Annotated in this window: 17 protein-coding genes; 8 read left to right on the top strand and 9 right to left on the bottom strand. The window is 74.2% G+C overall.

The window, feature by feature from the left end; genetic code table 11:
- Positions 1 to 8: 8 nt before the first annotated feature.
- Genes HDA31_RS13820 through HDA31_RS13805 form a run of 4 tightly spaced genes read right to left on the bottom strand, consistent with a single transcriptional unit; the run spans position 9 to position 3,132 of the window.
- Positions 9 to 1,103, bottom strand: coding sequence for an ABC transporter ATP-binding protein (locus tag HDA31_RS13820; RefSeq protein WP_178065383.1), 1,095 nt, complete (start codon positions 1,101 to 1,103; stop codon positions 9 to 11).
- Positions 1,100 to 1,921 carry an ABC transporter permease gene (locus HDA31_RS13815; RefSeq protein ID WP_178065382.1) on the bottom strand — a complete coding sequence of 274 codons (822 nt, stop codon included), beginning with the start codon at positions 1,919 to 1,921 and terminating at the stop codon, positions 1,100 to 1,102. Before HDA31_RS13815 ends, HDA31_RS13820 begins: the two co-directional genes overlap by 4 nt.
- Before the next feature lie 6 nt (positions 1,922 to 1,927).
- Positions 1,928 to 2,719, bottom strand: coding sequence for a molybdate ABC transporter substrate-binding protein (gene modA / locus HDA31_RS13810; protein ID WP_178065381.1), 792 nt, complete (start codon positions 2,717 to 2,719; stop codon positions 1,928 to 1,930).
- The gene (locus HDA31_RS13805; RefSeq protein WP_178065380.1) at positions 2,716 to 3,132 is read right to left on the bottom strand and encodes a TOBE domain-containing protein; all 417 of its coding nucleotides are present in this window, start codon (positions 3,130 to 3,132) and stop codon (positions 2,716 to 2,718) included. The genes modA and HDA31_RS13805 overlap by 4 nt, the downstream gene beginning before the upstream one ends.
- Before the next feature lie 152 nt (positions 3,133 to 3,284).
- Here HDA31_RS13805 and HDA31_RS13800 point away from each other — a divergent pair, with 152 nt between their 5' ends.
- Positions 3,285 to 4,859 carry an FMN-binding glutamate synthase family protein gene (locus HDA31_RS13800; RefSeq protein ID WP_178065379.1) on the top strand — a complete coding sequence of 525 codons (1,575 nt, stop codon included), beginning with the start codon at positions 3,285 to 3,287 and terminating at the stop codon, positions 4,857 to 4,859.
- A gap of 61 nt (positions 4,860 to 4,920) precedes the next feature.
- On the opposite strand, the gene HDA31_RS13795 is transcribed toward HDA31_RS13800, so the two are convergent.
- Positions 4,921 to 6,102, bottom strand: a complete 1,182-nt coding sequence (locus HDA31_RS13795; protein WP_178065378.1) for an acyl-CoA dehydrogenase family protein — start codon at positions 6,100 to 6,102, stop codon at positions 4,921 to 4,923.
- A gap of 173 nt (positions 6,103 to 6,275) precedes the next feature.
- Positions 6,276 to 7,121, bottom strand: a complete 846-nt coding sequence (locus HDA31_RS13790; protein ID WP_178065377.1) for a maleylpyruvate isomerase family mycothiol-dependent enzyme — start codon at positions 7,119 to 7,121, stop codon at positions 6,276 to 6,278.
- 116 nt (positions 7,122 to 7,237) lie between these two features.
- On the opposite strand from HDA31_RS13790, the gene HDA31_RS13785 reads away from it, so the two are divergent.
- Positions 7,238 to 8,170 carry a hypothetical protein gene (locus tag HDA31_RS13785; RefSeq protein WP_178065376.1) on the top strand — a complete coding sequence of 311 codons (933 nt, stop codon included), beginning with the start codon at positions 7,238 to 7,240 and terminating at the stop codon, positions 8,168 to 8,170.
- A gap of 58 nt (positions 8,171 to 8,228) precedes the next feature.
- Here the strand turns inward: HDA31_RS13785 and HDA31_RS13780 are convergent, their stop codons facing one another.
- Complete coding sequence (locus tag HDA31_RS13780; RefSeq protein ID WP_178065375.1) at positions 8,229 to 8,774, bottom strand: carboxymuconolactone decarboxylase family protein; 546 nt, start codon at positions 8,772 to 8,774, stop codon at positions 8,229 to 8,231.
- A gap of 230 nt (positions 8,775 to 9,004) precedes the next feature.
- Between HDA31_RS13780 and HDA31_RS13775 the strand changes: the two genes are divergently transcribed.
- From HDA31_RS13775 to HDA31_RS13765, 3 genes are all read left to right on the top strand, one after another.
- Positions 9,005 to 10,171, top strand: coding sequence for a M20/M25/M40 family metallo-hydrolase (locus HDA31_RS13775; protein ID WP_178065374.1), 1,167 nt, complete (start codon positions 9,005 to 9,007; stop codon positions 10,169 to 10,171).
- A gap of 50 nt (positions 10,172 to 10,221) precedes the next feature.
- Positions 10,222 to 11,340, top strand: a complete 1,119-nt coding sequence (locus HDA31_RS13770) for a carboxylate-amine ligase (RefSeq protein WP_178065373.1) — start codon at positions 10,222 to 10,224, stop codon at positions 11,338 to 11,340.
- Positions 11,341 to 11,521: 181 nt separating this feature from the next.
- Entirely contained in the window at positions 11,522 to 12,121 is a 600-nt protein-coding gene (locus HDA31_RS13765) for a nitroreductase family protein (RefSeq protein WP_219825125.1), read from the top strand.
- 3 nt (positions 12,122 to 12,124) lie between these two features.
- On the opposite strand, the gene HDA31_RS13760 is transcribed toward HDA31_RS13765, so the two are convergent.
- On the bottom strand, positions 12,125 to 13,678 hold the full coding sequence (locus HDA31_RS13760) for an NAD(P)-binding domain-containing protein (RefSeq protein ID WP_178065371.1): 1,554 nt from the start codon (positions 13,676 to 13,678) through the stop codon (positions 12,125 to 12,127).
- A gap of 160 nt (positions 13,679 to 13,838) precedes the next feature.
- Complete coding sequence (locus HDA31_RS13755) at positions 13,839 to 14,153, bottom strand: hypothetical protein (RefSeq protein WP_043969055.1); 315 nt, start codon at positions 14,151 to 14,153, stop codon at positions 13,839 to 13,841.
- A 638-nt stretch (positions 14,154 to 14,791) separates the two neighbouring features.
- Here HDA31_RS13755 and HDA31_RS13750 point away from each other — a divergent pair.
- Genes HDA31_RS13750 through HDA31_RS13740 form a run of 3 tightly spaced genes read left to right on the top strand, consistent with a single transcriptional unit; the run spans position 14,792 to position 23,507 of the window.
- Positions 14,792 to 16,708 (top strand): CRTAC1 family protein, encoded by a 1,917-nt coding sequence (locus HDA31_RS13750; RefSeq protein ID WP_246383967.1) that lies wholly within the window; start codon positions 14,792 to 14,794, stop codon positions 16,706 to 16,708.
- Entirely contained in the window at positions 16,705 to 17,688 is a 984-nt protein-coding gene (locus tag HDA31_RS13745; RefSeq protein ID WP_178065370.1) for an enediyne biosynthesis protein, read from the top strand. Before HDA31_RS13750 ends, HDA31_RS13745 begins: the two co-directional genes overlap by 4 nt.
- Positions 17,685 to 23,507, top strand: coding sequence for a type I polyketide synthase (locus tag HDA31_RS13740; protein ID WP_178065369.1), 5,823 nt, complete (start codon positions 17,685 to 17,687; stop codon positions 23,505 to 23,507). The genes HDA31_RS13745 and HDA31_RS13740 overlap by 4 nt, the downstream gene beginning before the upstream one ends.
- Positions 23,508 to 23,511 lie beyond the last annotated feature (4 nt).

Genomic DNA, 23,511 nt, shown 5'->3' with positions numbered 1-23,511 from the left:
CGCCCGGCTCAGGAACCCACCGGGTACGCGCGGGTCTCGGCGGCCTTCACCGCCACCCACACCTGCTGGCCGGGGCGCAGCCGCAGCGCGGCGGCGGCCGTCGGGGTGACGTCGGCGGAGACCGGCAGTGGCCCGCCCAGTTCGACCCGCAGGTGGTCCCCGTGCCGCTGCACCCCCACCACGGTGGCGGGCCAGGTGTTGCGGGGGCTGCCGTCGGGCCGGGCGGGGTGCAGGGCGACGGCGGCGGGCGGGAACGCGACGAACGCCTCGCCCACGACGCGGTCGACGGCGGTCAGGGCCAGCGGACCGACCTGCACCCGGTGGCCGTCGGCGTGGCCCCGGTGCAGGTTCAGCCCCACCAGGCGGGCGACGTAGTCGGTGCGCGGGCGGGCGGTGACGGCCGCGGCGTCCCCCTCCTGGACCACCCGGCCGCCCTCCACGATGACCAGCCGGTCGGCGAGCACCAGCGCGTCGAGCGGGTCGTGGGTGACCAGTACGGTCGCGCCGGGGTGCGCGCCGAGGTGACGGTGCAGCTCGGCGCGGGTGTCCACCCGGGTGCGGGCGTCGAGGGCGGCGAGCGGCTCGTCGAGCAGCAGCAGGGTCGGCTCCACGGCGAGGGCCCGGGCCAGCGCCACCCGCTGGGCCTGCCCGCCGGAGAGCTGCCGGGGCCGGCGGCGGGCGTGCCCGGCGAGGCCGACCCGGTCCAGCCAGGCGTCGGCCAGGGCGCGGGCGGCGCGCCGGTCCGCGCCGCGCCGCCGGGGGCCGAAGGCGACGTTGTCGCGGGCGCTCAGGTGCGGGAAGAGCAGGTAGTCCTGGAAGACGACGCCGACCGGGCGGCGCTCGGGCGGGACCCACACCCGCCCGTCGGGACGGTCGAGGTCGACCCCGTCGAGGGTGAGATGCCCGGCCGTCAGCGGGTGCAGGCCGGCGAGGGCGCGCAGCGCGGTGGTCTTGCCCGCGCCGTTGGGGCCGAGCAGCGCGACCACCTCCCCCGCGCCCACCCGCAGCGCCACGTCCAGGTGGAATCCGCCCCGGTCGGCGGCGAGGTGGGCGTCGAGCAGCGGCGTCCCGGCCGCGCGGCGGCGCGGCCCGGCGGCGGTCACGGGCCGGTGACCCAGCGGTCGCGCAGGCCGGCGAGGATCGCCACGGAGACGGTGAGCAGCACCAGGCTCAGCACGATGGCGGCCTCCAGGTCGGTCTCCAGGGCCAGGTAGACGGCCAGCGGCATGGTCTGGGTGCGGCCCGGGAAGTTGCCGGCGAAGGTGATCGTCGCGCCGAACTCGCCGAGGGCACGGGCCCAGCACAGCACCGCGCCGGCCGCCACCCCGGGGGCGACCAGCGGCAGGGTGACGTGGGTGAACGTCGCCCACCGGCCCGCGCCCAGGGTCGCGGCGGCCTCCTCGTAGCGGGCGTCGGCGGCGCGCAACGCGCCCTCGACGGCGATGACCAGGAACGGCATGGCCACGAACGCCTCGGCGAGGACCACCCCGGCGGTGGTGAACGGCAGGGTGACGCCGAGGGTGGCGTCGAGCCAGCCGCCGAGCAGGCCCCGGCGGCCGAAGACCAACAGCAGGGCCACGCCGCCGACCACCGGCGGCAGCACCAGCGGCACGGTGACCAGCGCCCGCACCAGCCGCCGGCCGGGGAACCGCACCCGCGCCAACACCCAGGCCAGGGGTACGCCGAGGACGAGGCAGAGCAGTGTCGCTCCGGTGGCGGTCAGCAGGGACAGCCGCAGCGCGGTGAGCACGCCCGGCGCGGCGAGCCGCTGCGGCAGGGTGGCCCACGGGGCGCGGGCGAGCAGCCCGGCCAGGGGCAGCACGAGGAACGCCAGCCCGAGGCCGGCGGGGACGAACAGGGCGAGGGGCGCCTGCCGGCCGGGGACACGGCGGCGCGGGGCCGGGGCGGGCGGGCGTACCACCGGCGGTCAGGCCCGGGGCGGCTGGAACCCGGCGGCGGCCAGCGCGGCCCGGCCCCGCTCGGACAGCACGTACGCGACGAAGGCGCGCGCGGCCGTCGGGTTGCCGGCCTGCCGCAGCACGACGATCGGGTAGTCGTTGACGGCCCGGGCCGACTCGGGAAACTCCACGGCGTCCACCTGGGACGCGGCGGCGGTGGCGTCGGTGCGGTAGACCAGCGCGGCGTCGACCTCGCCGAGGCGGACCTTGGCCAGCGCGCCCTTGACGTCGGATTCGAGGGTGACCGGGGTGAGCGCCACCCCGGCGGCGGCCAGGGCGGTGCGGGCCGCCGCGCCGCAGGGCACCTGCTCGGCGCAGAGCGCCACCTTCACCCCGGGCCGGGTCAGGTCGGCCAGCGCGCCGACGCGCCCCGGGTTGCCCTCCGGCACGGCGATGACCAGCTGGTTGCGGGCGAAGGTGGCCGGGGCGTCGGCGGCGTTGCCGGCGTCGGTGACCGGGCGCATGGTGGCCGGGGACGCGGCGGCGAACACGTCGGCGGGGGCGCCCTGGTTGACCTGGGTGGCGAGGGCCGCGCTGCCGGCGAAGCCGAACGTGACGGTGGCGCCCGGGTGGGCGGCCTCGAACTCGTCGCCGAGCCGGGTGAACGCCTCCGTCAGCGACGCCGCCGCCAGGACGGTGACCGGGCCGCGCACCCCGTCGCCGCCCTCCCCCGGCTGGTCGGCCCCGCCGGCGCAACCGGCGAGGGCGAGGGCCAGGGCGAACGCCCCGGCGAGGGCGGTGCGGGTCGTCGCTGCGGTCACGTGCCGGCCCTGCCTTTCGCAGCGGTCGGCCGCTCCACCACGACCGTCGTCGACTTGATCACCGCGATGGCGAGCGCGCCGACCTCGAGGCCCAGGTCGTCGACCGCCTCCCGGCTCATCAGCGACACGACCCGGAACGGCCCGGCCTGGATGTCGACCTGGGCCATGACGGTGTCCTTGACCACGGCGGTGACGATGCCGCGCAGCCGGTTGCGCGCCGAGGAGAGCTCGGCGTGTTCCTCGGGCGCGGCCGCCGCGGCCCGGACGAACGCGGCCAGGTCCACGCCGTCGAGCACCCGGTGGCCCTGCGCGTCGCGGGTGGCGGCGAGGCGGCCGGCGTCGACCCAGCGCCGCACCGTGTCGGTGCTGACGCCGAGCAGCTCGGCGGCCTCGCCGATCCGGAACATCGCCACGCCGGCAGCATACCGTGCCGCATCTGCGAGGTCGATGGCGTCCAACCCCTGGTATCCACAGGCCGGATCCGATCCCGACGGCGGCAGGTGCGATGAGAGGCGGGGCCCGGGCGAACCGTGCGGCGGGCGGCGGGTGCGGGGAGACTGGCGGCATGAGATGGGCCCGCCGAGCCGTACCCGCCGTCGCCGCCGCCGTCGCGGCCCTCGCCGCCCGCGACGTCCTGCAACGCGACCACGCCCTGCTGCGCAACTTCCCCGTGCTGGGGCGGGCCCGGTACCTGCTGGAGTCGCTCGGCCCGGAGCTGCGGCAGTACATCGTCGCCGGCAACAACGAGGAGCGGCCGTTCACCCGCGACCAGCGGCGCTGGGTGTACGCGTCGGCGAAGCAGGAGAACAACTACTTCGGGTTCGGCACGGACAACGACATCGAGTACACGGCCGGCTATCCGATCATCAAGCACCGCACGTTCGGCCGGGCCGTGCCGCCGTCGACGCCGACGGCGGGTCAGCAGGTGCGGCTGCCCTGCGCGAAGGTGCTCGGGGCGGCCCGGGGGCGGGCGCGGGCGTTCCGGCCGGAGTCGGTGGTCAACATCTCCGGGATGAGCTTCGGCTCGCTGTCGGGCAACGCCGTGGCGGCGCTCAACCGGGGCGCGGCCCTGGCCGGCTGCCTGCACAACACCGGCGAGGGCGGCCTGTCGCCGTACCACCGGCGCGGCGGGGAGCTGGTGTTCCAGCTCGGCACGGCCTACTTCGGCTGCCGCGACGCGCGCGGCCGGTTCGACCTGGCCCGGCTCAGGGACCTGGTCGCCGGCGCGCCGGTGCGGGCGCTGGAGGTGAAGCTGAGCCAGGGCGCGAAGCCGAGCCTCGGCGGGCTGCTACCGGGGGCGAAGGTGTCGGCGGAGATCGCCGCGACCCGGGGCGTCCCGCAGGGGCGCGACTGCGTCAGCCCGTCCCGGCACGCCGAGTTCTCCGACTGCGACAGCCTGCTGGACTGGGTCGAGCTGCTGGCCGCCGAGACCGGCCTGCCGGTGGGGATCAAGTCCGCCGTCGGCGACCTCGGCTTCTGGGCGGAGCTGGCCGACCTGATGCGCGACACCGGCCGGGGGGTCGACTTCGTCACCGTCGACGGCGGCGAGGGGGGCACCGGCGCCGCCCCGCTGATCTTCACGGACTCGGTGTCGCTGCCGTTCCAGCAGGGCTTCTCCCGGGTCTACCGGGTCTTCGCCGAGCGAGGGCTGCACGAGCAGGTGGTGTTCGTCGGCGGCGGCAAGCTGGGCCTGCCGGACAACGCCGTGGTGGCGTTCGCCCTCGGCTGCGACATGGTCAACGTGGGCCGGGAGGCGATGCTGGCGATCGGCTGCATCCAGGCCCAGAAGTGCCACACCGACACCTGCCCGACCGGGGTGGCGACGCAGCACCCGTGGCTGGCCCGGGGCCTGGACCCGGCGCGCAAGTCGGTGCGGGCGGCGAACTACCTGCGGACCCTGCGCCGGGACCTGGTGCGGGTCGCCGAGGCGTGCGGGGTGGAGCACCCGGGGTTGATCGACGCCGACTCGGTGGAGATCCTCGACGGGCGCACCTCGGCCACTCCCCTGCGCGAGGTGTACGGCTACCGTCCCGACTGGGGCCTGCCCTCGGCGGCCGACCGGGCGGAGATCGTCCGGCTGATGACCCCGCGGGCGCCCCGGGGCGGCACCGCGACGCCCTCCCCCACCGCCGTGGGCTGACGCCGCGCCGCGCCGCCGCCCCCAGCGGCGGCGGTGGGGGCGGCGGCGCGGCGCTCAGGCGTCACATGTAGAGGGTGTTGGGCTCCAGCCCGCACAGCACCCGGCCGTACAGCTCGGTGTTGACGTCGGGGACGACGAGGCCGTGCAGCGCGGCGGACGTGATGTCCCGCACGATGCGCTGGATCGGCACGTCGGTGTAGATGGAGGTGCCGCCGCTGGCCATCTGGAAGGTGTCGGCGACCTCCTTGGCCAGCCGGGCCGCCTCGCCCTGGTCGGCGCGCACCCGGACCCGCTCCTCGACCGTCCACGCCTCGCCGCTGAACGCCTTGTGGTCGACGACCTCGGCGATCCGCCGGGCGTGGAACATCGCCTGGTCGATCTTGTGGGCGGCGGCGCCGACCCGCAGGTGGGTCAGCGGGGCCTCCGCCTGGCTCGGGTAGTCGGTGTAGATGATCTTCCGGTCGGGCAGCCGGTCGAAGAAGGTGTCCCACGCCGCCTTGGCGATCCCCACCAGCATGCCGACCCCGGAGACCGCGGCGACCAGCGTGGCCGGGGTGGAATAGATCGGGATGTTCCGGTTGGTCTCCGACAGCGTGTTCGGGGCGAGCGCCGCGCCCAGCGGGATGACCCGCTCGGCGGGCAGGAAGACGTCGGTGGCCACCGTCGTGATGCTGCCCGAGCCGCGCAGCCCGGTGGTGTGCCAGTCGTCGACGAGCTCCATGTCGGACATCGGCACCATGGTCATCACCGGCTCCGGCTCGGCGCCGTCGCGCAGGATCACGGCCGCCGCCTCCATCCAGTGCGCGTGGTGCGCGCCGCTGACGAAGGGCCACCGCCCGTTGAGGAGGTAGCCGCCCTCGACCGGCACCATCGTGCCCTTGGGGGCGTTGGTCCCGCAGACCCGCACGTCGGGGGTCGAGAAGACCTCGTCCTGCACCTGGTCGGGGAACATGCAGACCAGGTAGGTGGGGATCCAGTTCACCATCGCGACCCAGGCCACGGAGGCGTCGATGCGGCCCAGGGCCGCGCCGACCTCGACCAGCGTCGCACCGTCGCACTCGTAGCCGCCGTAGCGCTTGGGCACCCGCATCCGGAAGATCCCCGCCTCGGCCATCGCCTCGACTGTCGCCTCGTGCAGGCGACGATTCTCCTCCGACCAGGCCACGTGCTCCCGCAGCACCGGCTCGGCCTTGGCGACGCGGCTGAGGATCTCCTCGCGCGTGGGGGTTTCGGTTACAGTCACCAGTCCTCCTTGGGAAGGCTCTCCGGTCTTGTGGACCTTGTCCGTCCCACGGTCGCACCCGTCGCCGTGCGGGCACTTCTTCCGTGTTGCGCCCCCGCCGTTCGCCGCCGGCCCGGCCGCCAGCCGGCCGGCGCGGCCGCCCCGCACCGGGTTGGGCGGGGCGGCCGCCCAGGTCAGGACGGCAGGCGCATGGTGCGCAGGAAGACCGGCAGCAGCCAGGGTCGGCGGCCGCCGACCCAGAGCTTGCGGGCGAGGACCGCGCGCGGCCGGGACACCCGGCCGAACAGCATCAGGGTGAACACGGCCGGGTCGAAGGAGAGCCGGACGTCCGGACGGGGCTCGGTCGGCGCCACCGTCACCCGGCCGTCGGCCAGGGCCATCGTCACCTCGGGGCCGAAGCGGTGCCGGAAGTTCACCGAGACGGTCCCCGGATGCACCGGGCCGTCGCGGTCCAGCAGCCGGCCGTAGCCGCGGCGGGTCATGTCCACCATGAACAGGTCGACGAAGAGCGCCGCGTCGGCGGGATCGACGACCCAGCGCCGGCCGACCGCCCGGGCGATGTCCCAGGCGTGCAGGTTCAGCTCGTTGAGCAGGTGGGCCAGCAGGCCGGTGACCGGCAGCCGGGCCCCGCCGAGCCAGGACACCTCGTGCTCCGGCCCGGCCTCGTCGACCGCCCGCAGCACCTCCTCGACGTCGGCGCGCAGCCGGGCGGCCAGCGCCGGCAGCCGCCGCTCGGTGAAGTGCCGCAGCACCTCGGCGTTCATCACCGAGATCGTGTCGACCGTGGTGCGCTGGCGCAGTTCGAGCAGGTCGGGCACCGGCAGGTCCGGCGGCCCGCCCCGGACCAGGGCCAGGCCCATCGCGGCGACCCCGCACAGGTGGGCCATGGTGTCCGCCACCGTCCAGTGCGCGGTGGCGGGCCAATCGGGCGGGGCGTCGTCGACGAGGTCGAGCAGCCGCCCGAGGACGACGGGCACGGAGGCGCGGACGCGACGCCACTGGTGCGGGTTGACCGACATGTGTCCACGATGGAGGATGCTGGCGCGCGAACACTTGTTCGAGGTTGCCGTCCTGCCGGGGCGGATCGGGCAACCTCGAAGAAGTCGATGCGGTCACCCGTCCCCACAATCCATCCATGGCAGTCACCGAAAGAGGACGCGCGGTCCACCTCTCCGCGCGCACCCACCCGCGCTCGCGCGGGATCGTCCTGGGCGGCGTCGCGGCGGGAGTCCTGCTGGCGGTGCTGTGGTCGTACGAGTTCGTCGACCACGTGATCGGCGACAACGTCGCCAACACCCTGCTGGGCCACGACGCGAAGAGCACCGCCATCGGCGGCACCGTCGCGGGCCTGGTCTTCGCCTTCGTCTCCGGCCTGGCCGGCACCTTCACGGCGTGCAACATCGCGATGGCGGCCGCGGTCGGCCCGATGAGCCAGGCCGGCGGGGCGGGGGCGACCCGGGCCGGGCTGCGCGTCCTGCTGCGGCCGGTCGGCTGGCTCACCGTCGGGATGGTGGCGGTCGCCGCGACGTACGGCTTCGTGGGCGTGCTGCTCGGCGACCGGCTGCCGCAGCTGTCCACCGGCACCGTCGGCGGGCTGCCGGTGCGCCTGGTCCAGTCGATGGTCGTCTTCGGCGTGATCGGTCTCGCCTTCGTCTACCTCGGCCTGGCCGCCCTGGGCACGCTGCCGGACCCGTTCGCGCACCGGCCGGCGGCCCGGGTCGTGGTGCTCGGCGCGCTCGTCGGCGGGTTCCTCATCGGCCGGCCGTACCCGCTGTTCAACAAGCTGTTCCACTGGGCGGTGGACACCGGCAACCCGCTGTACGGTGCGGGCGCGTTCGTGCTCCAGTCGCTGGGCAACATCGCCATCGTCGCCGCGCTGTTCGCGCTGGTCATCGTGGTCACCCGGGGCCGGTTCGTGCAGTGGCTCGCCGCCAGCCCGGCGCGGACGGCCGCGGTCACCGGGGCGCTGCTGATCGCGCTCGGCGTGTTCATGGTCGTCTACTGGGACGTGCGGCTGCCCGCCATGTTCGGCTACGGCTGGTTCCCCACCATGCCGTACAACGGTTAGGCCGCCGGTCGTGCCGGCGGGCGCGGGACCGCGCCCGCCGGGCCGGGGCCGCCCGGACCTAGCCGACGTACCCGCCGACCTTGATCCGCTGCGCGGTCTCGGTGTAGGCCGACGGGTCCTCCGGCAGCCGGGTGCCGAGCCCGTCGACGTAGCGGTTGAACATGCAGAACGCGGCGGCGATCAGCACCGTGTCGTGGATCTCCAGGTCGGTCGCGCCCTCGGCGCGGGCCGCGTCGACCAGCGCGGCGCTCACGTCGCGGCCGCTCGCCTGGACCGCGGCGGCGATCCGCAGCAGGCCGCGCAGCTTCGCGGAGACCTCCGCGGTGTCCGGGTCCGCCCGGACCTGGGTCACCAGCGGCATGCCCCCGTCGAGCTGGACGGCGGCGAACGCCGAGTGCGACGAGCAGCAGAACGTGCACTCGTTGAGCCCGGAGACGTACGCGGCGATCAGCTCCCGCTCGCCGGCGCTGAGGGTGGGGTGCGGGGCGTGCAGCAGCGCCTCGGCCAGGGCGTTGAGCGCCACGGCGGTCTCCGGCCGGTAGCGCATCAGCCCGCTGATGCCCGGGTACTGCGTCTCGTCCAGGCCCAGATCGATGTGTGCCACGTGTCTCTCCTCGGCGTGACAGGCCGCGGCCGGCGGCGACGCGGTCCTGCTGCGCATGGTGCCGGCCCCGCCGCCCGTCCGCTTCTTCGACCGTGCCCACTGCGGCCGGCGCCCGCGGGCTCTTCGAGAATGCCGTCCCCGGGGCCGGCACCTGGGCCGACACGGAGGGCGACGAGCAGGGCACGGATGCGTATTGCCGCTGCGCAGCAGCCGCTGCCACGATCGGCACCATGGTCGACACGACGCACATACGGCAGGGGGCCCGGGCGCAGTCCGGGACCATGGTGGACCGACTTCGTCAACTCGTGCACGCCGAATCCCCGCCCGGGGCGGTGCGACGCCTGCACGCCTGCGCCGACCTGCTGGAGAGCTGGATCAGCCCGCTGCTGGGCCGGCCCGCCGTGCGGGTCACCCGCGACGGGCTGCCGCACCTGCTCTGGCAGGCCGAGGACCAGCGGGTGCTGCTGCTGGGGCACTACGACACGGTGTGGCCGGAGGGCACCACGCGGGACTGGCCCTTCGCGCTCGCCGAGCACGTCGCCACCGGGCCCGGGGTGTGCGACATGAAGTCCGGCATCGTCCAGCTGGTGACCGCGCTGTCCCTGCTGCCCGACCCCTCCCGGGTGGGGGTGCTGCTGACCTGCGACGAGGAGAGCGGGTCACCGACGTCCCGGCCGCTGATCGAGCAGCAGGCCCGGCGGTCGCGGGCGGTGCTGGTCTGCGAGCCGGCCACGGAGACCGGCGCGCTGAAGGTCGCCCGCAAGGGCGGTTCACGGTACGAGATCACCGTGCGCGGCCGGGCCGCGCACGCCGGCGTGGAGCCGCACCGGGGGGTGAACGCGGCCGTCGAGCTGGCCCACCAGGTCCTCGCCGTGCGGGCGTTCGCCGCCGAGGGCACCAGCGTCACCCCGACGGTGCTCAGCGCCGGCAGCATCAGCAACCAGGTGCCCGAGTCGGCGACGTTCTGCGTCGACGTGCGCGCCTGGACCCGCGAGGAGCTCGACCGGGTGGACCGGCAGATCCACGCGCTGACCCCGCAGCTGGCCGAGGCCGCGCTCGTGGTGGGTGGCGGGATCAACCGCTACCCGTTGCAGGAGGCGGTGGCGATGCCGCTGCTGGAGGTCGCCCGGCGGGCGGGCCGCGAGCTGGGCCTGCCGCCGCTGGAGGCCGCGCACGCCGCCGGCGCGTCCGACGCGAACTTCACCGGCTCGCTGGGCGTGGCCACCCTCGACGGCCTGGGCGGGGTGGGCGGCGGGTCGCACGCCCGCAGCGAGTGGGTCGACGTGAGCCAACTGCCCGACCGGGCCGCCCTGCTCGCCGCGACCGTCGCCGGGGTGCTCACCCGGCAGCGGCGGGGCCCGGCCCCCGCGGCCCGGGGCGTGCCCGCGCGCCTGTGAGGCGCGTCGCTGCTGTCCACGGGCCCGCACACCGTCCATAATGGTGTGTCATGAGCAGCACCACGCGCCGGTACCCGGCCCCGCCCCGCTTCGGGGTGGAGGAGGAGTTCCTCGTCGTCGACGCCGTCACCCGGGCCCCGGTGCCCCGGGCCGCCGAGGTCGTCGCGGCGGCGTCGACGTCGCTCGGTGAGCGGGTGTCCGGGGAGATCACCACCCTGCAACTGGAAACCAGGACCCACGCCTGCGGCACCCTCGGCGAGCTGACCGACCAGCTCGGCGAGGCCCGCAAGGTCGTCGCGGACTGCGCCCGGGCGGCGGGGCTGCGGGTGGTGGCCACCGGCACGGCCCCCGTCGCCGGGGCGGTGCCCCCGCCGATGACCGTCGGCCCGCGCCAGACCCGGGGCGCCGAGACCTTCCGGGGGCTGCACGACGAGCTGGCGCTGTGCGCGCTGCACGTGCACGTGGAGCTGCCGGACCGGGACCGGGCCGTGCTGGTCGGCAACCACCTGCGGCCCTACCTTCCGCTGCTGCTGACCCTCACGGCGAACTCGCCGTACTGGGACGGCCGCGACTCCGGCTACGCGAGCTGGCGCACCACGGTCTGGGGCCGGTGGCCGGTGGCCGGCCCGCCGCCGGTGTTCGACTCGGCGGCGCACTACGACGAGGTGGTCGGGCGGCTGCTCGACGCCGGCGCCCTCGTCGACCGGGCCACCATCTTCTGGGACGTACGCCCGTCGGAGCGGCACCCGACCCTGGAGGTCCGGGTGGCCGACTCGGCCCTCACCGCCGAGGACGCGGCGCGCTACGCGGCGCTGGTGCGGGCGCTCGTGGCGCACCTGACGGCGGCGGTGGACGCCGGCGAGCCCGCCCCGCACGTCGCCGGGGAGCTGCTGCGGGTGGCCTACTGGCGGGCCGCCCGCGACGGCCTGGCCGGCGCGGGCCTGGACCCGCGCACGGGCCGGCTGCGCCCGGCGGCCGAGCTGGCCCGCGAGCTGCTGGCCACGGTGGAGCCGGCGCTGCGCGCCCACGGCGACCACGACGCCGTCGCGCGGTGGCTGGAGCAGCTCGACGCCGACGGCACCGGGGCGCGGCGGCAGCGGGCGGTCGTGCGCGCCGGCGGGACGCTCGCCGACGTCGTCGACCGGCTGGCGGAGTGGACGGCGGGCTGACCTGCGCCGGGCGGCGGGCGGCCGGTCCCTCTGGTCGGACCCGGTGAATCTGGGCAATCGCGCACAACCGGCGGCGGGTGCCGTGGGTGATGCTGGAGGGGCCCCGACCTGCTGATGGAGGCCGTTCATGGACCAGATCGCGACCACCCCGTTCCACCTGGACCGGCTGGAACCCACGCTGATGAACCGCACCGCCCGGGCGTTCGCCGACCGGATGGCGGCCCGCCGGTCGGTGCGGCACTTCTCCGACGAGCCGGTGCCGCTGGAGGTCGTCGAGGAGGCCGTCCGGGCCGCCGCGACCGCCCCCAGCGGCGCCAACCTGCAACCCTGGCGGTTCGTGGTGGTGACCGACGCCGACCGCAAGCGGCGGCTGCGCGAGGCCGCCGAGGCCGAGGAGATCGAGTTCTACACCCGCCGCGCGTCCCGGGAGTGGCTCGACGCGGTGGCCCCGATGGGCACCGACTGGCAGAAGCCGTTCCTGGAGACCGCCCCGGTGGTCATCGTGGTGTTCGAGGTGCACCAGGGGCCGCAGACCCCGAAGCCCTACTACGTCAAGGAGTCGGTCGGCATCGCCGTCGGCGTGCTGATCACCGCCCTGCACCTGTCCGGGCTGGCCACGCTCACCCACACGCCCAGCCCGATGCGGTTCCTCAACGAGATCTGCGACCGCCCGGCCGAGGAGCGCGCCTGCCTGGTGATGCCGGTCGGCTACCCGGCCGAGGGGGTCACCGTGCCGCAGCTGACCCGCAAGGCGCTGTCGGAGGTCATGGTCCTGCGGTAGACCTCACCGCCCCAGGTCCGCGGAGAAGAACTCGCGCAGGGGCTGCACGTGCCGGTCCTGCCGACGCCACTCGGCGAGCAGGTCCTCCAGCAGGTGCAGCTCCTCGACCAGCTCCCCGCCCCGGTAGCGGCGCACGACCGGGTGGATGAAGGCGCTCTCGGCGGCCCGGTCCGGCTGCGGGTGCCGCTCGATGGCGAACACGTCGTGGTAGGCGTCGCGGCCCCAGCGCAGCGAGAACGTGTAGTAGTGGCTCTCGCCGCCGAACCGGGCGACCGCGTGGTCCTCCGGCAGGTCGTGGTAGTGGCGCACCACCCCGGCGGCCGCGTCGACGACGAGGACGTCGCAGAGGAACTCGAACTGGGTCCACAGCGCCGAGCTCCAGTTGACCCGGTCCAACACCACCTCGGTGAGCGCCTCGGCGTCGGCCGCCACCTTCTCGTACGCCAGCGGCGCGCCCTCGTACCGCTCGCGCAGCAGGGCGGTGAGCGTACGCAGGTTGTAGCGGAAGCCGTCGATGAACGCCGACGACGCCTTCTTGAAGTCACGGTCCTGGGCGAGCGTGCCGGCGAAGTAGAGCCCGTCGACGTCGACCGACTGCCAGTCGGGGCGGGTGGCGGGCAGCCGCCCGCTGGGCACCATGCCGGGGCGGCAGTTGTCGGCGAAGACCGAGGTGTCCATGGCGAAGCCGGTGCAGCGCAGCACCGACTCGTACTCCATCACGGCGGTCTCGCCGTCGGCGTGGGTGTAGGTCAGGCGCACCTCGTACTTGTCGCCCACGGGGCGGATCTCGTCGATGACGCAGTCGAGCACGGAGTGCAGGGTCTTGAACTGGTAGCTGTCCAGGACCGCGCCGTGGTGGCCGCGTACGTCGCCGGGGTGCTTGGTGTTCCAGGCCAGCCGCAGCGGACGCGGGCTGGCCAGGTGGATCATGGCGGCGTGCCCGAGGATCGCCGAGGCGGTCTCGAACGCCGAGTTGCCCTTGCCGAGGATGAGCACCCGCTGGTCGGCGTAGTCGGCCGGGTCGGTGGACATGTCCTCGTAGCCGATCGCGTGCTCGATGCCGCGCACGTCGGGGATGTTGGGCCGGCCCCAGCCGGCGGCCCACACCACGCAGTCGGCGTGCAGCAGCCGACCGCCGGCGCGCACGAGGAAGCCGTCGTCGGTCTTGGTGACCAGCTCGACGGCCGTGTCGTAGCGGACGGCGAGGCCGTGGTGGCGGGCGAAGTCGCCAAGGTAGCGGACCATGTCGTCGGCGGAGGGGAAGTACTCCCGGCTGTAGTCGGCGAACGGCAGGTCGGCCGGGGTGTGCAGCAGCGAGTTCCAGTCCCAGCGCAGCCGGATCTCGGGGTCGGTGCTCGTGGTGTGCACCTTGTTCAGGGAGATCAGTTTGCGGTGGCGGGGGAAGCGGCGGAAGAACTCGCCGGGTTCGGCCGCGCGCTCCAGCGTCAGGTAGTCGCTGCCGGCCTGCTGGAGGTAGTAGCTCAGCTGAAGGCCGGCCGGGCCGGCGCCGATGATCAGGTAACGGTGGTGCTCGGTGCCCTCTGGCAAGTCGGTCATGGTTGCTCCCGCGTCGAGTACCCATGACCATTGTGGATAAATGCACTTAAGTCAATACATATCCAGGTCGGATGGTGCCGCCGAAGGACGAATCCGGGTCCTGCCGGCGGCCCGCCGCCCCCGCCGGACGGACGGGGGCGGCCGGCCTGCGGGCGGCGGCTCAGGCGGGCTGGGCGGCCGGCTCGCGGTGGCCGCTGACCTTCGCCGCCGGCATCGGCCCACCCTTGGCGGTGCCGGTCATCTCGTCGCCGTCGATCGTCACGTCGAAGGCCAGGTCCATCCGCATCGGCTTCTTGATCGACTGGTACCAGGACAGCCGGTTGCCCTCCAGCGTGAGATCGTTCAGGGTGAGCGTCTCCTTCTCGCCGCGGGAGATGCCCTGCAGGACACCGTCCTTGCTGAACAGCTCCAGCTCGGTGCGGCGGACGCCGAACGGGGTGGCCACGGCCACCTTCCAGAATCCCTCGACAGACACGGCGACTTCCTCTCTTCCCGGGGTCCCGGGCGGGGCGGTCCCGCAGGACGACGCCCGGGCGGCGCCTCGGGCAGCGCCGCCACCCACGCTAGCCATCGCGCCGGCGGCAGTTAGTCGCCATATTGCCGTCTTGCGCCGGCGGGTGGACACAGCGGGTCAACGCGGCGAGATCGACCAATAGGGATCCGACGCGTCAAATCGTCCGCTATACGCGAACTAAACCGTCCGCTTCCTGCGAAAACGTCGGGAGCAATGTGAAAGAAGCGCGCCCCGGCGCCACCGTCGCACGATGAACCTGGCCTGATCCGGTCGCCGAGCATCCACTTTTCCCGCCCGCCGCAGGAGGAAACCAGGCACGCCAGAAAACAGATTCGCCGCGTCGACGGATAATTGCCGGGGAAACAATCTTCCGCCGGCCGGACCGTCGCGCCGCGAAGCCCCCGACGTCAGGCGACACTCCCCTCACCCTTGCCGCGCAGCACCCCGGGACCGCCCGTGGAACACCGCCGCGGTGATGCCGTCTGCCCTGTTCGCGCCATCGGCTTTGGCAGAAGCCGATGGCTCTGTTGTAAGGAGACCGTACCGTGCTGGGTCAACGCGCACGCTCGTTCAGTCCCGGAATAGTCGCGATTCTACTCGTGGCCTCGCTCTTTTTCATCATCGACAGCCGCGTGTCGGTCGCCGGCGCCGACGAAGCCGCTACGAAGTACCGCTTCACCGAGCAGGCGATCGCCTACCCGGCCGGCTACGACCAGCTTCCGAAGAGGACGATCCGGGACGTCAACCCGACGTACCACAAGATCCGGGCCTGGATCTCGTCGGTCGGCGCGAGCATCGCGCTCAACGACCTCACCGACCACGGTCGCGCCAACAGCCTGTGCTTCGTGGACACCCGCACCAACCACGTGGTGGTCACCTACGCGCCCACGGCGCCGAAGCAGGACCAGTTCGCGCCGTTCATCCTCGACCCGGCGCCGCTGCCGATCGACGACACCATGGCGCCGATGGCCTGCGTGCCGGGCGACTACAACCTCGACGGCCGGATGGACCTGATGGTCACCTACTGGGGCCGGGTGCCGATCCTGTTCCTGCGCAAGGCCGACGCCACGACGGTGTCCAACGCCACGTACCAGCGCCAGGAGATGCTCCCGCAGAGCTCGCCCGACGGCCGTTACCACGGGCCCAAGTGGCACACCAACGCCTCCCTGGTCAGCGACCTCGACGGCGACGGCAAGCCGGACGTGGTGATCGGCAACTACTTCCCCGAGTCCGACGTGCTCAACACGCGGGGCCAGGACAACGTCGAGATGAACGACACCCTGTCCAGCGCCACCAACGGCGGCGGCCTGCACGTGCTGCGCTGGCACTCGGCGACCAGCGGCGACACGCCGTCGGTGAGCTTCGTGCCGGAGCGCGGGGCGGTCCCGTTCAAGAAGTCCACGGGCTGGACGCTGGGCCTGGCCTCGGCCGACCTGACCGGCCGGGGGCTGCCGGACGTGTACGTCGCCAACGACTTCGGCCACAACCACCTGCTGCACAACGTCTCCTCCCCCGGCCACATCAAGTTCAAGGCGGCCATCGGCGAGCGCACCCCCACCACGCCCAAGTCGTTCGTGCTCGGCAACGGCTCGTTCAAGGGCATGGGCATCGACTTCGGCGACCTGGACCGCAACGGCAGCTTCGACATGATGGTCTCCAACATCACGACGGCCTGGGGCCTGGAGGAGAGCAACTTCGTCTGGATCAACCGGGCCCGCGACGAGCGCGACATGCTCGCCAAGCTGGGCAAGGGCGTCGCCCCGTTCACCCAGGAGGCCCGCCCGCTGGGCATGGCCTGGAGCGGCTGGGGCTGGGACGTGAAGTTCGGCGACTTCCTCAACAGCGGCGACCTGGAGGTCGTGCAGACCCTCGGCTTCGTCAAGGGCAAGATCAACCGGTGGCCGTGGCTGCAGGAGATGGCCATGATGAACGACGACCTGCTGTCCAACCCGGCCATGTGGCCGAACCTCCAGCCCGGTGACGACATCGCCGGCGACCAGCCGCTGGCGTTCTTCGCCCGCACGAAGAGCGGCGAGTTCGCCAACATCACCAAGGAGATCGGCCTGGACGTGCCGATCCCCACCCGCGGCATCGCCACGGCCGACACCCGGGGCACCGGGGCGCTGGACCTCGCGGTGGCGCGGCAGTGGGGGGCGCCCGCCTTCTACACCAACGACGCGCCCAGCAAGGGCAACTTCCTGAACCTGCGGCTCTACCGGCCGGCGGTCGGCGCCCCGGCGGGCCAGATGCTCTGCACCCCGGCGTACGGCGCCACCGTCACGGTGACCACGCCGGACGGCCGCAAGCAGATCTCCCAGCTCGACGGCGGCAGCGGCCACGCCGGCAAGCGCAGCTTCGAGGTCCACTTCGGCCTCGGGGCCAGCAGCGGCCCGGTCACCGTCGACCTGCGCTGGCGTGACCTGAACGGCCAGCAGCACAGCACCAGCCAGCAGCTCACCGCCGGCACGCACACCCTCGTGCTGACCGACCGCGTCGAGGAGGTCCCGAACCGATGACCACGATCGCCCCGCCCCCCAGCATCGACACCGCCCCCGCGGCCCCCATCCGCCCCGCGCCGGCCAAGCCCGAGCCCGACCGCCGCTACCTGGCGCTGCGCAACTTCGCCCTCTCCATCAGCATCTTCAACATCTTCGGCTACACGCTGCTCGGCTTCGAGCAGCCGTGGCTGTGGCCCATCCTCGCGGTGCTCACCGCCTACGTCACCGAGCTGACCTTCGAGCTGATCCGGGCCCGGGCCAAGAAGGAGGCGCCCCGGTTCCTCGGCGGCGGCGCCCGCCGGGTGTACGAGTTCCTGCTGCCCTCGCACATCACCGCGCTGGCCTGCAACATGCTCCTGTACGCCAACGACATGTTCCTGCCGATCGCCTTCGCCGTGATCGTCGGCGTGACCGGCAAGTACGTCCTGCAGGCCCCGGTCTACGGCCGGATGCGGCACTACATGAACCCGTCGAACTTCGGCATCACGATGGCGCTGGTCTGCTTCGGCTCCTGGATCTCCATCGCCCCGCCGTACGAGTTCACGGAGAACGCCAACACCTACTTCCGGGTGATGATCCCGATCATCATCGTCACCGCCGGCACCGTGATCAACGCGCTGCTGACCCGCAAGGTCCCGCTGATCGTGGGCTGGCTCGGCGGCTTCGCCATCCAGGCGTTCATCCGGCACTGGATCTGGGACGTGGCGCTGTTCTCCGCGCTGGGCGTGATGACCGGGGTGGCGTTCGTGCTGTTCACCAACTACATGATCACCGACCCGGGCACCACGCCGGTCAAGCCGATGAACCAGTTCATGTTCGGCTCCGGCGTGGCCATGGCCTACGGCGTGCTGATGCTGTTCAACGTCGTCTACACGCTCTTCTTCGCGGTGGTCGTCGTCTGCGGCATCCGCGGCATCGGCTGGTGGATCGCGGACATGCGCAAGAAGTCCCGGGCCGCCGCCAAGCTGACCCTCGACACCCCCAGGAGCCTCGCGTGAGCGACCGGATAGCCGTCGTCGGGATCGCCTGCCGCTATCCCGACGCGGAGGACCCCAACCAGCTGTGGGAGAACGTGCTCACCGGCCGTCGGGCGTTCCGCCGGCTGCCCGACGAGCGGATGAACGCCGAGGACTACTACTCCCCCGACCCCGCCGCGCCCGACCGGTTCTACTCGGCCAAGGCCGCCGTGATCGAGGGCTTCGAGTTCGACCGGGTCAAGCACAGGATCGCCGGGAGCACCTTCCGGTCCACCGACATGACGCACTGGCTGGCCCTGGACACCGTCGCCCGGGCCCTGGCCGACGCCGGCTTCGCCGACGGCGAGGGGCTGCCGCTGGCCACCACCGGCGTGGTCATCGGCAACACCCTCACCGGCGAGTTCAGCCGCGCCAACCTGCTGCGGCTGCGCTGGCCGTACGTGCGGCGCACCGTCGGGGCGGCGCTGCGCGAGCAGGGCTGGGACGACGCCGCCGTCGGATCCTTCCTCGACGAGCTGGAGCCGCGCTACAAGGCGCCGTTCCCCCCGATCGACGAGGACACCCTGGCCGGCGGGCTGGCCAACACCATCGCCGGGCGGGTCTGCAACCACTTCGACTTCAAGGGCGGCGGCTACACCGTCGACGGGGCCTGCTCGTCGTCGCTGCTGTCGGTCGCCACCGCCTGCAACGCCCTGGCCCGGGGCGACCTCGACGCCGCCGTCGCCGGCGGGGTGGACCTGAGCATCGACCCGTTCGAGGTGATCGGCTTCGCCAAGACCGGCGCGCTGGCCACCGGCGAGATGCGGGTCTACGACCGCAACTCCAACGGGTTCTGGCCCGGCGAGGGCTGCGGCATGCTGGTGCTGATGCGCGACGAGGACGCGGTCGCGCGCGGGCTGCGCCGGCACGCCGTCATCGCCGGCTGGGGCTACTCCTCCGACGGCAAGGGCGGCATCACCCGGCCGGAGGCCAGCGGGCACCGGCTGGCCATCCGCCGGGCGTACGAGCGGGCCGGCTTCGGCATCGACTCGGTGTCCTACCTGGAGGGTCACGGCACCGGCACCGCCGTCGGCGACGCCACCGAGCTGACCGCGTTCACCGAGGCCCGGCGGGAGGCCGACGCGACGGCGGCGCCCGCCGCGATCAGCACCGTGAAGGGCAACTTCGGCCACACCAAGGCCGCCGCCGGGGTCGCCGGGCTACTCAAGGCGATCCTCGCCGTACGCCAGCAGGTCATCCCGCCGGCCACCGGGCACGTGGACCCGCACCCGGTGCTCGACGTGGAGCAGCCCGCCCTGCGGGTGCCCGCCACGGCGGAGCTGTGGCCGGCCGACAAGCCGATCCGCGCGGCCGTGTCGTCGATGGGCTTCGGCGGCATCAACGCGCACGTGGTCCTCGAGAGCGCGGAGAGCGGCCGGCGCACCCGCATCGGGACGTCGACGACCGCGCTGGTGCGCTCCCGGCAGGATACCGAGCTGCTGATGTTCGACGCGCGCACCCCGCAGGAGCTGGGCTCGCGGCTGTCGGACCTGGCGCCGTGGGTGGGCCGCCTGTCGTACGCGGAGCTGGGCGACCTGGCGGTGACCCTGGCCGGGAAGCTGGCCGGGCGGCCGGTGCGGGCGGCGGTGGTCGTCGCCTCGCCCGAGCAGGCGCGGCAGCGCCTGGAGCGGCTGGTCGAGCTGGTCGACGCGGGCGAGCAGCGGGTGATCGACGCGGCCGGCGGCGTCTTCCTCGGCGCGGCGGGCCCCGCCCCGCGGATCGGGTTCCTCTTCCCCGGCCAGGGCGCGGGCCGGCGGGCCGACGGCGGCGCGCTGCGCCGCCGGTTCGAGGAGATCGACGCCCTCTACCAGGCGCACCAGCCGCCGCCCGGCGCGGACCTGGTGGCCACGGCCGTGGCGCAGCCGCGGATCGTGACCGCGTCGGTCGCGGGCCTGCGGGCGCTGTCGATGCTCGGCATCCGGGCCACCGGCGCGGCCGGGCACAGCCTCGGCGAGCTGACCGCCCTGCACTGGGCCGGCGCGATGGACGAGCAGACGCTCATCGCCACCGCCGGGGCGCGGGGGCGGATCATGGCCGACGCCAGCGCCGGCGACGGCACGATGGCCAGCATCTCCGCCGCCCCCGAGGTGGTGGAGCCGCTGCTGGCCGGCACGCCGGTGGTCATCGCCGGCTACAACAGCCCGGAGCAGACCGTGGTCTCCGGCCCGGTCGACGCGGTGCTGCGGGTCGGCGCGGCGGCCGAGCGGGCCGGGCTGTTCTGGACCCGGATCGCGGTGTCGCACGCCTTCCACTCCGAGGCCGTCGCCCCGGCGGCGGTCGCGTTCGCCGAACACCTGAGCGGCGAGCGGTTCGCGCCGCTGGCGCAGCCGATGGTCTCCACGGTCACCGGGGACGTGCTGCCGGCCGACACCGACGTGCCGGAGCTGCTGCGCCGGCAGGTGCTGGACCCGGTGCGGTTCACCCAGGCGGTGCGCCGCCTCGCCGACGACGCCGACCTGCTGCTGGAGGTCGGCCCGGGCCGGGTGCTGCGCGGGCTGGCCGCCGACATCGCCCCGGAGGTGCCGACGGTCTCGCTGGAGACCGACAGCCTCTCCCTCGCGGGCCTGCTCAACGCCGTCGGGGCGGCGTACGCGGCGGGCGCGGCGGTGAACCACGAGGCGCTGTTCCAGGACCGGTTCGCCCGGCCGCTGGAGCCGGGCCGGCCGCTGCGGTTCTTCGCCAGCCCCGCCGAGTCGGCCCCGGCCGGGGACTTCGCGGTGGCCCGTACCGCGAAGGAGCTGGCCGCCGTCGCGGCCGCGCCGGACGGTGCGTCGGTGGCGGTGTCCGGGCCCGGCGCGACCCTCGACAGCCTGGAGCTGCTGCGCCGGCTCGCCGCCGAGCGGGCCGAGCTGCCGCTGGAAGCGGTGCGGCCGGACAGCCGGCCGCTGGACGAGCTGCACCTCAGCTCGATCACCGTCGGCCAGATCGTCAACCAGGCCGCCCGGGAGCTCAACGTGGCCGCGCCGACGCTGACCTCCAGCTACGCCACCGCCACGGTGGCGGAGATCGCGCAGATCCTCGACGACGCCGCCGGCGGCGCGGCCGGCGGCGACGAGCAGACGGCGTCGATCGCCGGGGTGGCCCCGTGGGTGCGGGCGTTCGCCGTCGACCTGGTGCCCACCGAGGTGGGGCCGCGCGTCGGCGCCCCGGCCGACGGGGAGTGGCAGGCGTTCACCGCCGGGCACAACCCGCTCGCCGAGCCGCTGCGCACGGCGCTGCACCAGGCCCGGGTGGGCGGCGGCGTGCTGCTGTGCCTGCCGCGCGACGGCCAGCCCGAGCACATCCCGGTGCTGCTGCGGGCCGCCCGGGCCGCGCTGGCGCAGGGCGGCGCCGCGCGGTTCGTGACGGTGGGTGACCGGCGCACCGCCGCCGGCCTGGCCAAGACGCTGCACCAGGAACACCCCGAGATCGTCACCACGGTGGTCACCCTGCCGCTGGTCGACGAGCCCACCGAGGAGGCGGTCGCGGCCGCGGTGACCCGGGTGGTCGCCGACGTGGCGGCCACCGCCGGGTTCAGCGAGGTCCACTACGACGCCGACGGCAACCGGCACGTGCCCGTGCTGCGGCCGGCGGCCCTGCCGCCCAACGGCGGGCCGGGGCTGGGCGTCGAGGACGTGCTGCTGGTCACCGGCGGCGGCAAGGGCATCACCGCCGAGTGCGCCCTGGCGCTGGGGCGGGACACCCTCGCGGCGGTCGGCCTGATCGGCCGCTCCGACCCGGCGACCGACGCCGAGCTGGCGGCCAACCTCGACCGGCTCACCGCCGCCGGGGTGCGCTTCCACTACGCCCGCGCGGACATCACCGCGCTGGACGAGGTGAAGGCCGCCGTCAACGACATCGAGCGGGTCCTCGGCCCGGTGACCGGCGTGCTGCACGGCGCCGGCCGCAACGAGCCGACGGCGGTGGCCAACCTCGACGAGGCGACGTTCCGGCGGACCCTCGCCCCGAAGATCGACGGGCTGGAGGCCGTGCTCGCCGCGACCGACCCGCACACGCTGCGGCTGCTGGTCACCTTCGGCAGCATCATCGGCCGGGCCGGGCTGCGCGGCGAGGGGCACTACGCCACGGCCAACGACTGGATGACCGACCTGACCCGCAAGGTCGGCGAGGACTACCCGCACATCCGGTGCCTGGCCCTGGAGTGGTCGGTGTGGTCCGGGGCCGGCATGGGCGAACGGCTCGGGGTGCTGGAGGCCCTCACCCGCGACGGCATCGCGCCGATCCCCGTGGAGGCCGGCATCGCCACGCTGAAGGAGGTGCTGGCCAGCCCCGCGGCCCCGCAGGCGCTGGTGGTGATGGGCCGCGCCGACGGCCTGGCGACGGTCACGCTGGAGCGGCGCGAGCTGCCGCTGCTGCGCTTCGTCGACCGGCCGCAGGTGCACTACCCGGGCGTGGAGCTGGTCGTGGACGCGGACCTCACCGCCGACGACGACCTCTACCTGGCCGACCACCTGCTCGACGGGGACCTGCTCTTCCCCGCCGTGCTGGGCATGGAGGCGATGGCGCAGGCGGCGTCGGCGCTCACCGGGCGCACCGAGGCCCCGGTGCTGGAGGACGTCGAGCTGCTGCGGCCGATCGTGGTGCCGCCCACGGGCAGCAACACGATCCGCATCGCGGTGCTCGCCGCCGCCGACGGCACGGTCGAGGCGGTGGTGCGCAGCAGCGACACCAACTTCGCCGCCGACCACTTCCGGGCCCGGCTGCGCTGGGACCGGCCGCTGCGGGTCGAGGCCCGGCCGGGCACCGCCGCGGCGGGGCTGCTGCCGATCGACCCGGCCCGCGACCTGTACGGCCCGGTGCTGTTCCAGGGCCGGCGGTTCCAGCGCCTGCTGGGCTATTTGGACCTGGCGGCGAAGAGCTGCACGGCGCGGGTGTCCAACCGGCCGGTCGACGCGTGGTTCGCCCGGTACCGCCCCGGCGACCTGGTCCTCGGCGACCCGGGCACCCGGGACACGGTGATGCACGCGTTGCAGTGCTGCGTGCCCGACGCGACGCTGCTGCCGGGCGCGATCGAGCGGCTGCACCTGGCCGACCCGAAGGTCGCCGCGACCCTGGACACGGTCACCATCCACGCGGTGGAGCGGCTGCGCCAGGGCGACACCTACCACTACGACGTGGACGTCTGCGACGCCGACGGCAACCTCGTCGAGCGGTGGCAGGGGCTGCGCCTGCACGCCGTGCGCAAGCAGGACGGCACGGGGCCGTGGCTGCCGGCGCTGGTCGGCCCGTACCTGGAGCGGCGGGTCGGCGCGTTCCTGCCCGACGAGCTGCGCGTCGTGGTGCGGCCCGACGACTCCGACGCCGCCGGCACCCAGGCCCGCCGCCGGCAGACCGCCCGCGCGGTGAGCTGGGCGCTGGGCACGGAGACGACGGTGCGGTACCGGCCGGACGGCAGGCCGGAGGTCGACGGCGACGTCCGGATCTCCGCCTCGCACGCCGCCGGCGTCACCGTCGCCGTGGCCGGCGTCTCGGCGGCGGTGGGCTGCGACGTGGAGTTGGCCGCGGCCCGCTCCGCCGACGAGTGGGCCGGGCTGATCGGCGCCGACGGCCTGGCCCTGGCCACGCTGCTGGCCCGGGAGCAGGGCGAGGACCTGTCGGTCGCCGCCACCCGGGTCTGGGGCGCGGTGGAGTGCCTGCGCAAGAACGGCCACGCCCGGGTCGACCTGGTGGCCGAGCCGAACGGCACGGCGGGCTGGGTGGCCCTGCGGTCGGGGGCGGCGCGCATCGCCACCTTCGTCACCACGCTCAACGACGTCGCCGACCCGGTGGTGTTCACGATGCTGGCGGAAGGAAGCAGGTGAAGTC

It is taken from the genome of Micromonospora carbonacea, from assembly GCF_014205165.1.
Taxonomy (GTDB): Bacteria; Actinomycetota; Actinomycetes; order Mycobacteriales; family Micromonosporaceae; genus Micromonospora; species Micromonospora carbonacea.
The sequence above is the reverse complement of the archived record's forward strand: the minus strand, read 5'-3'. Positions and strand labels throughout refer to the sequence as shown.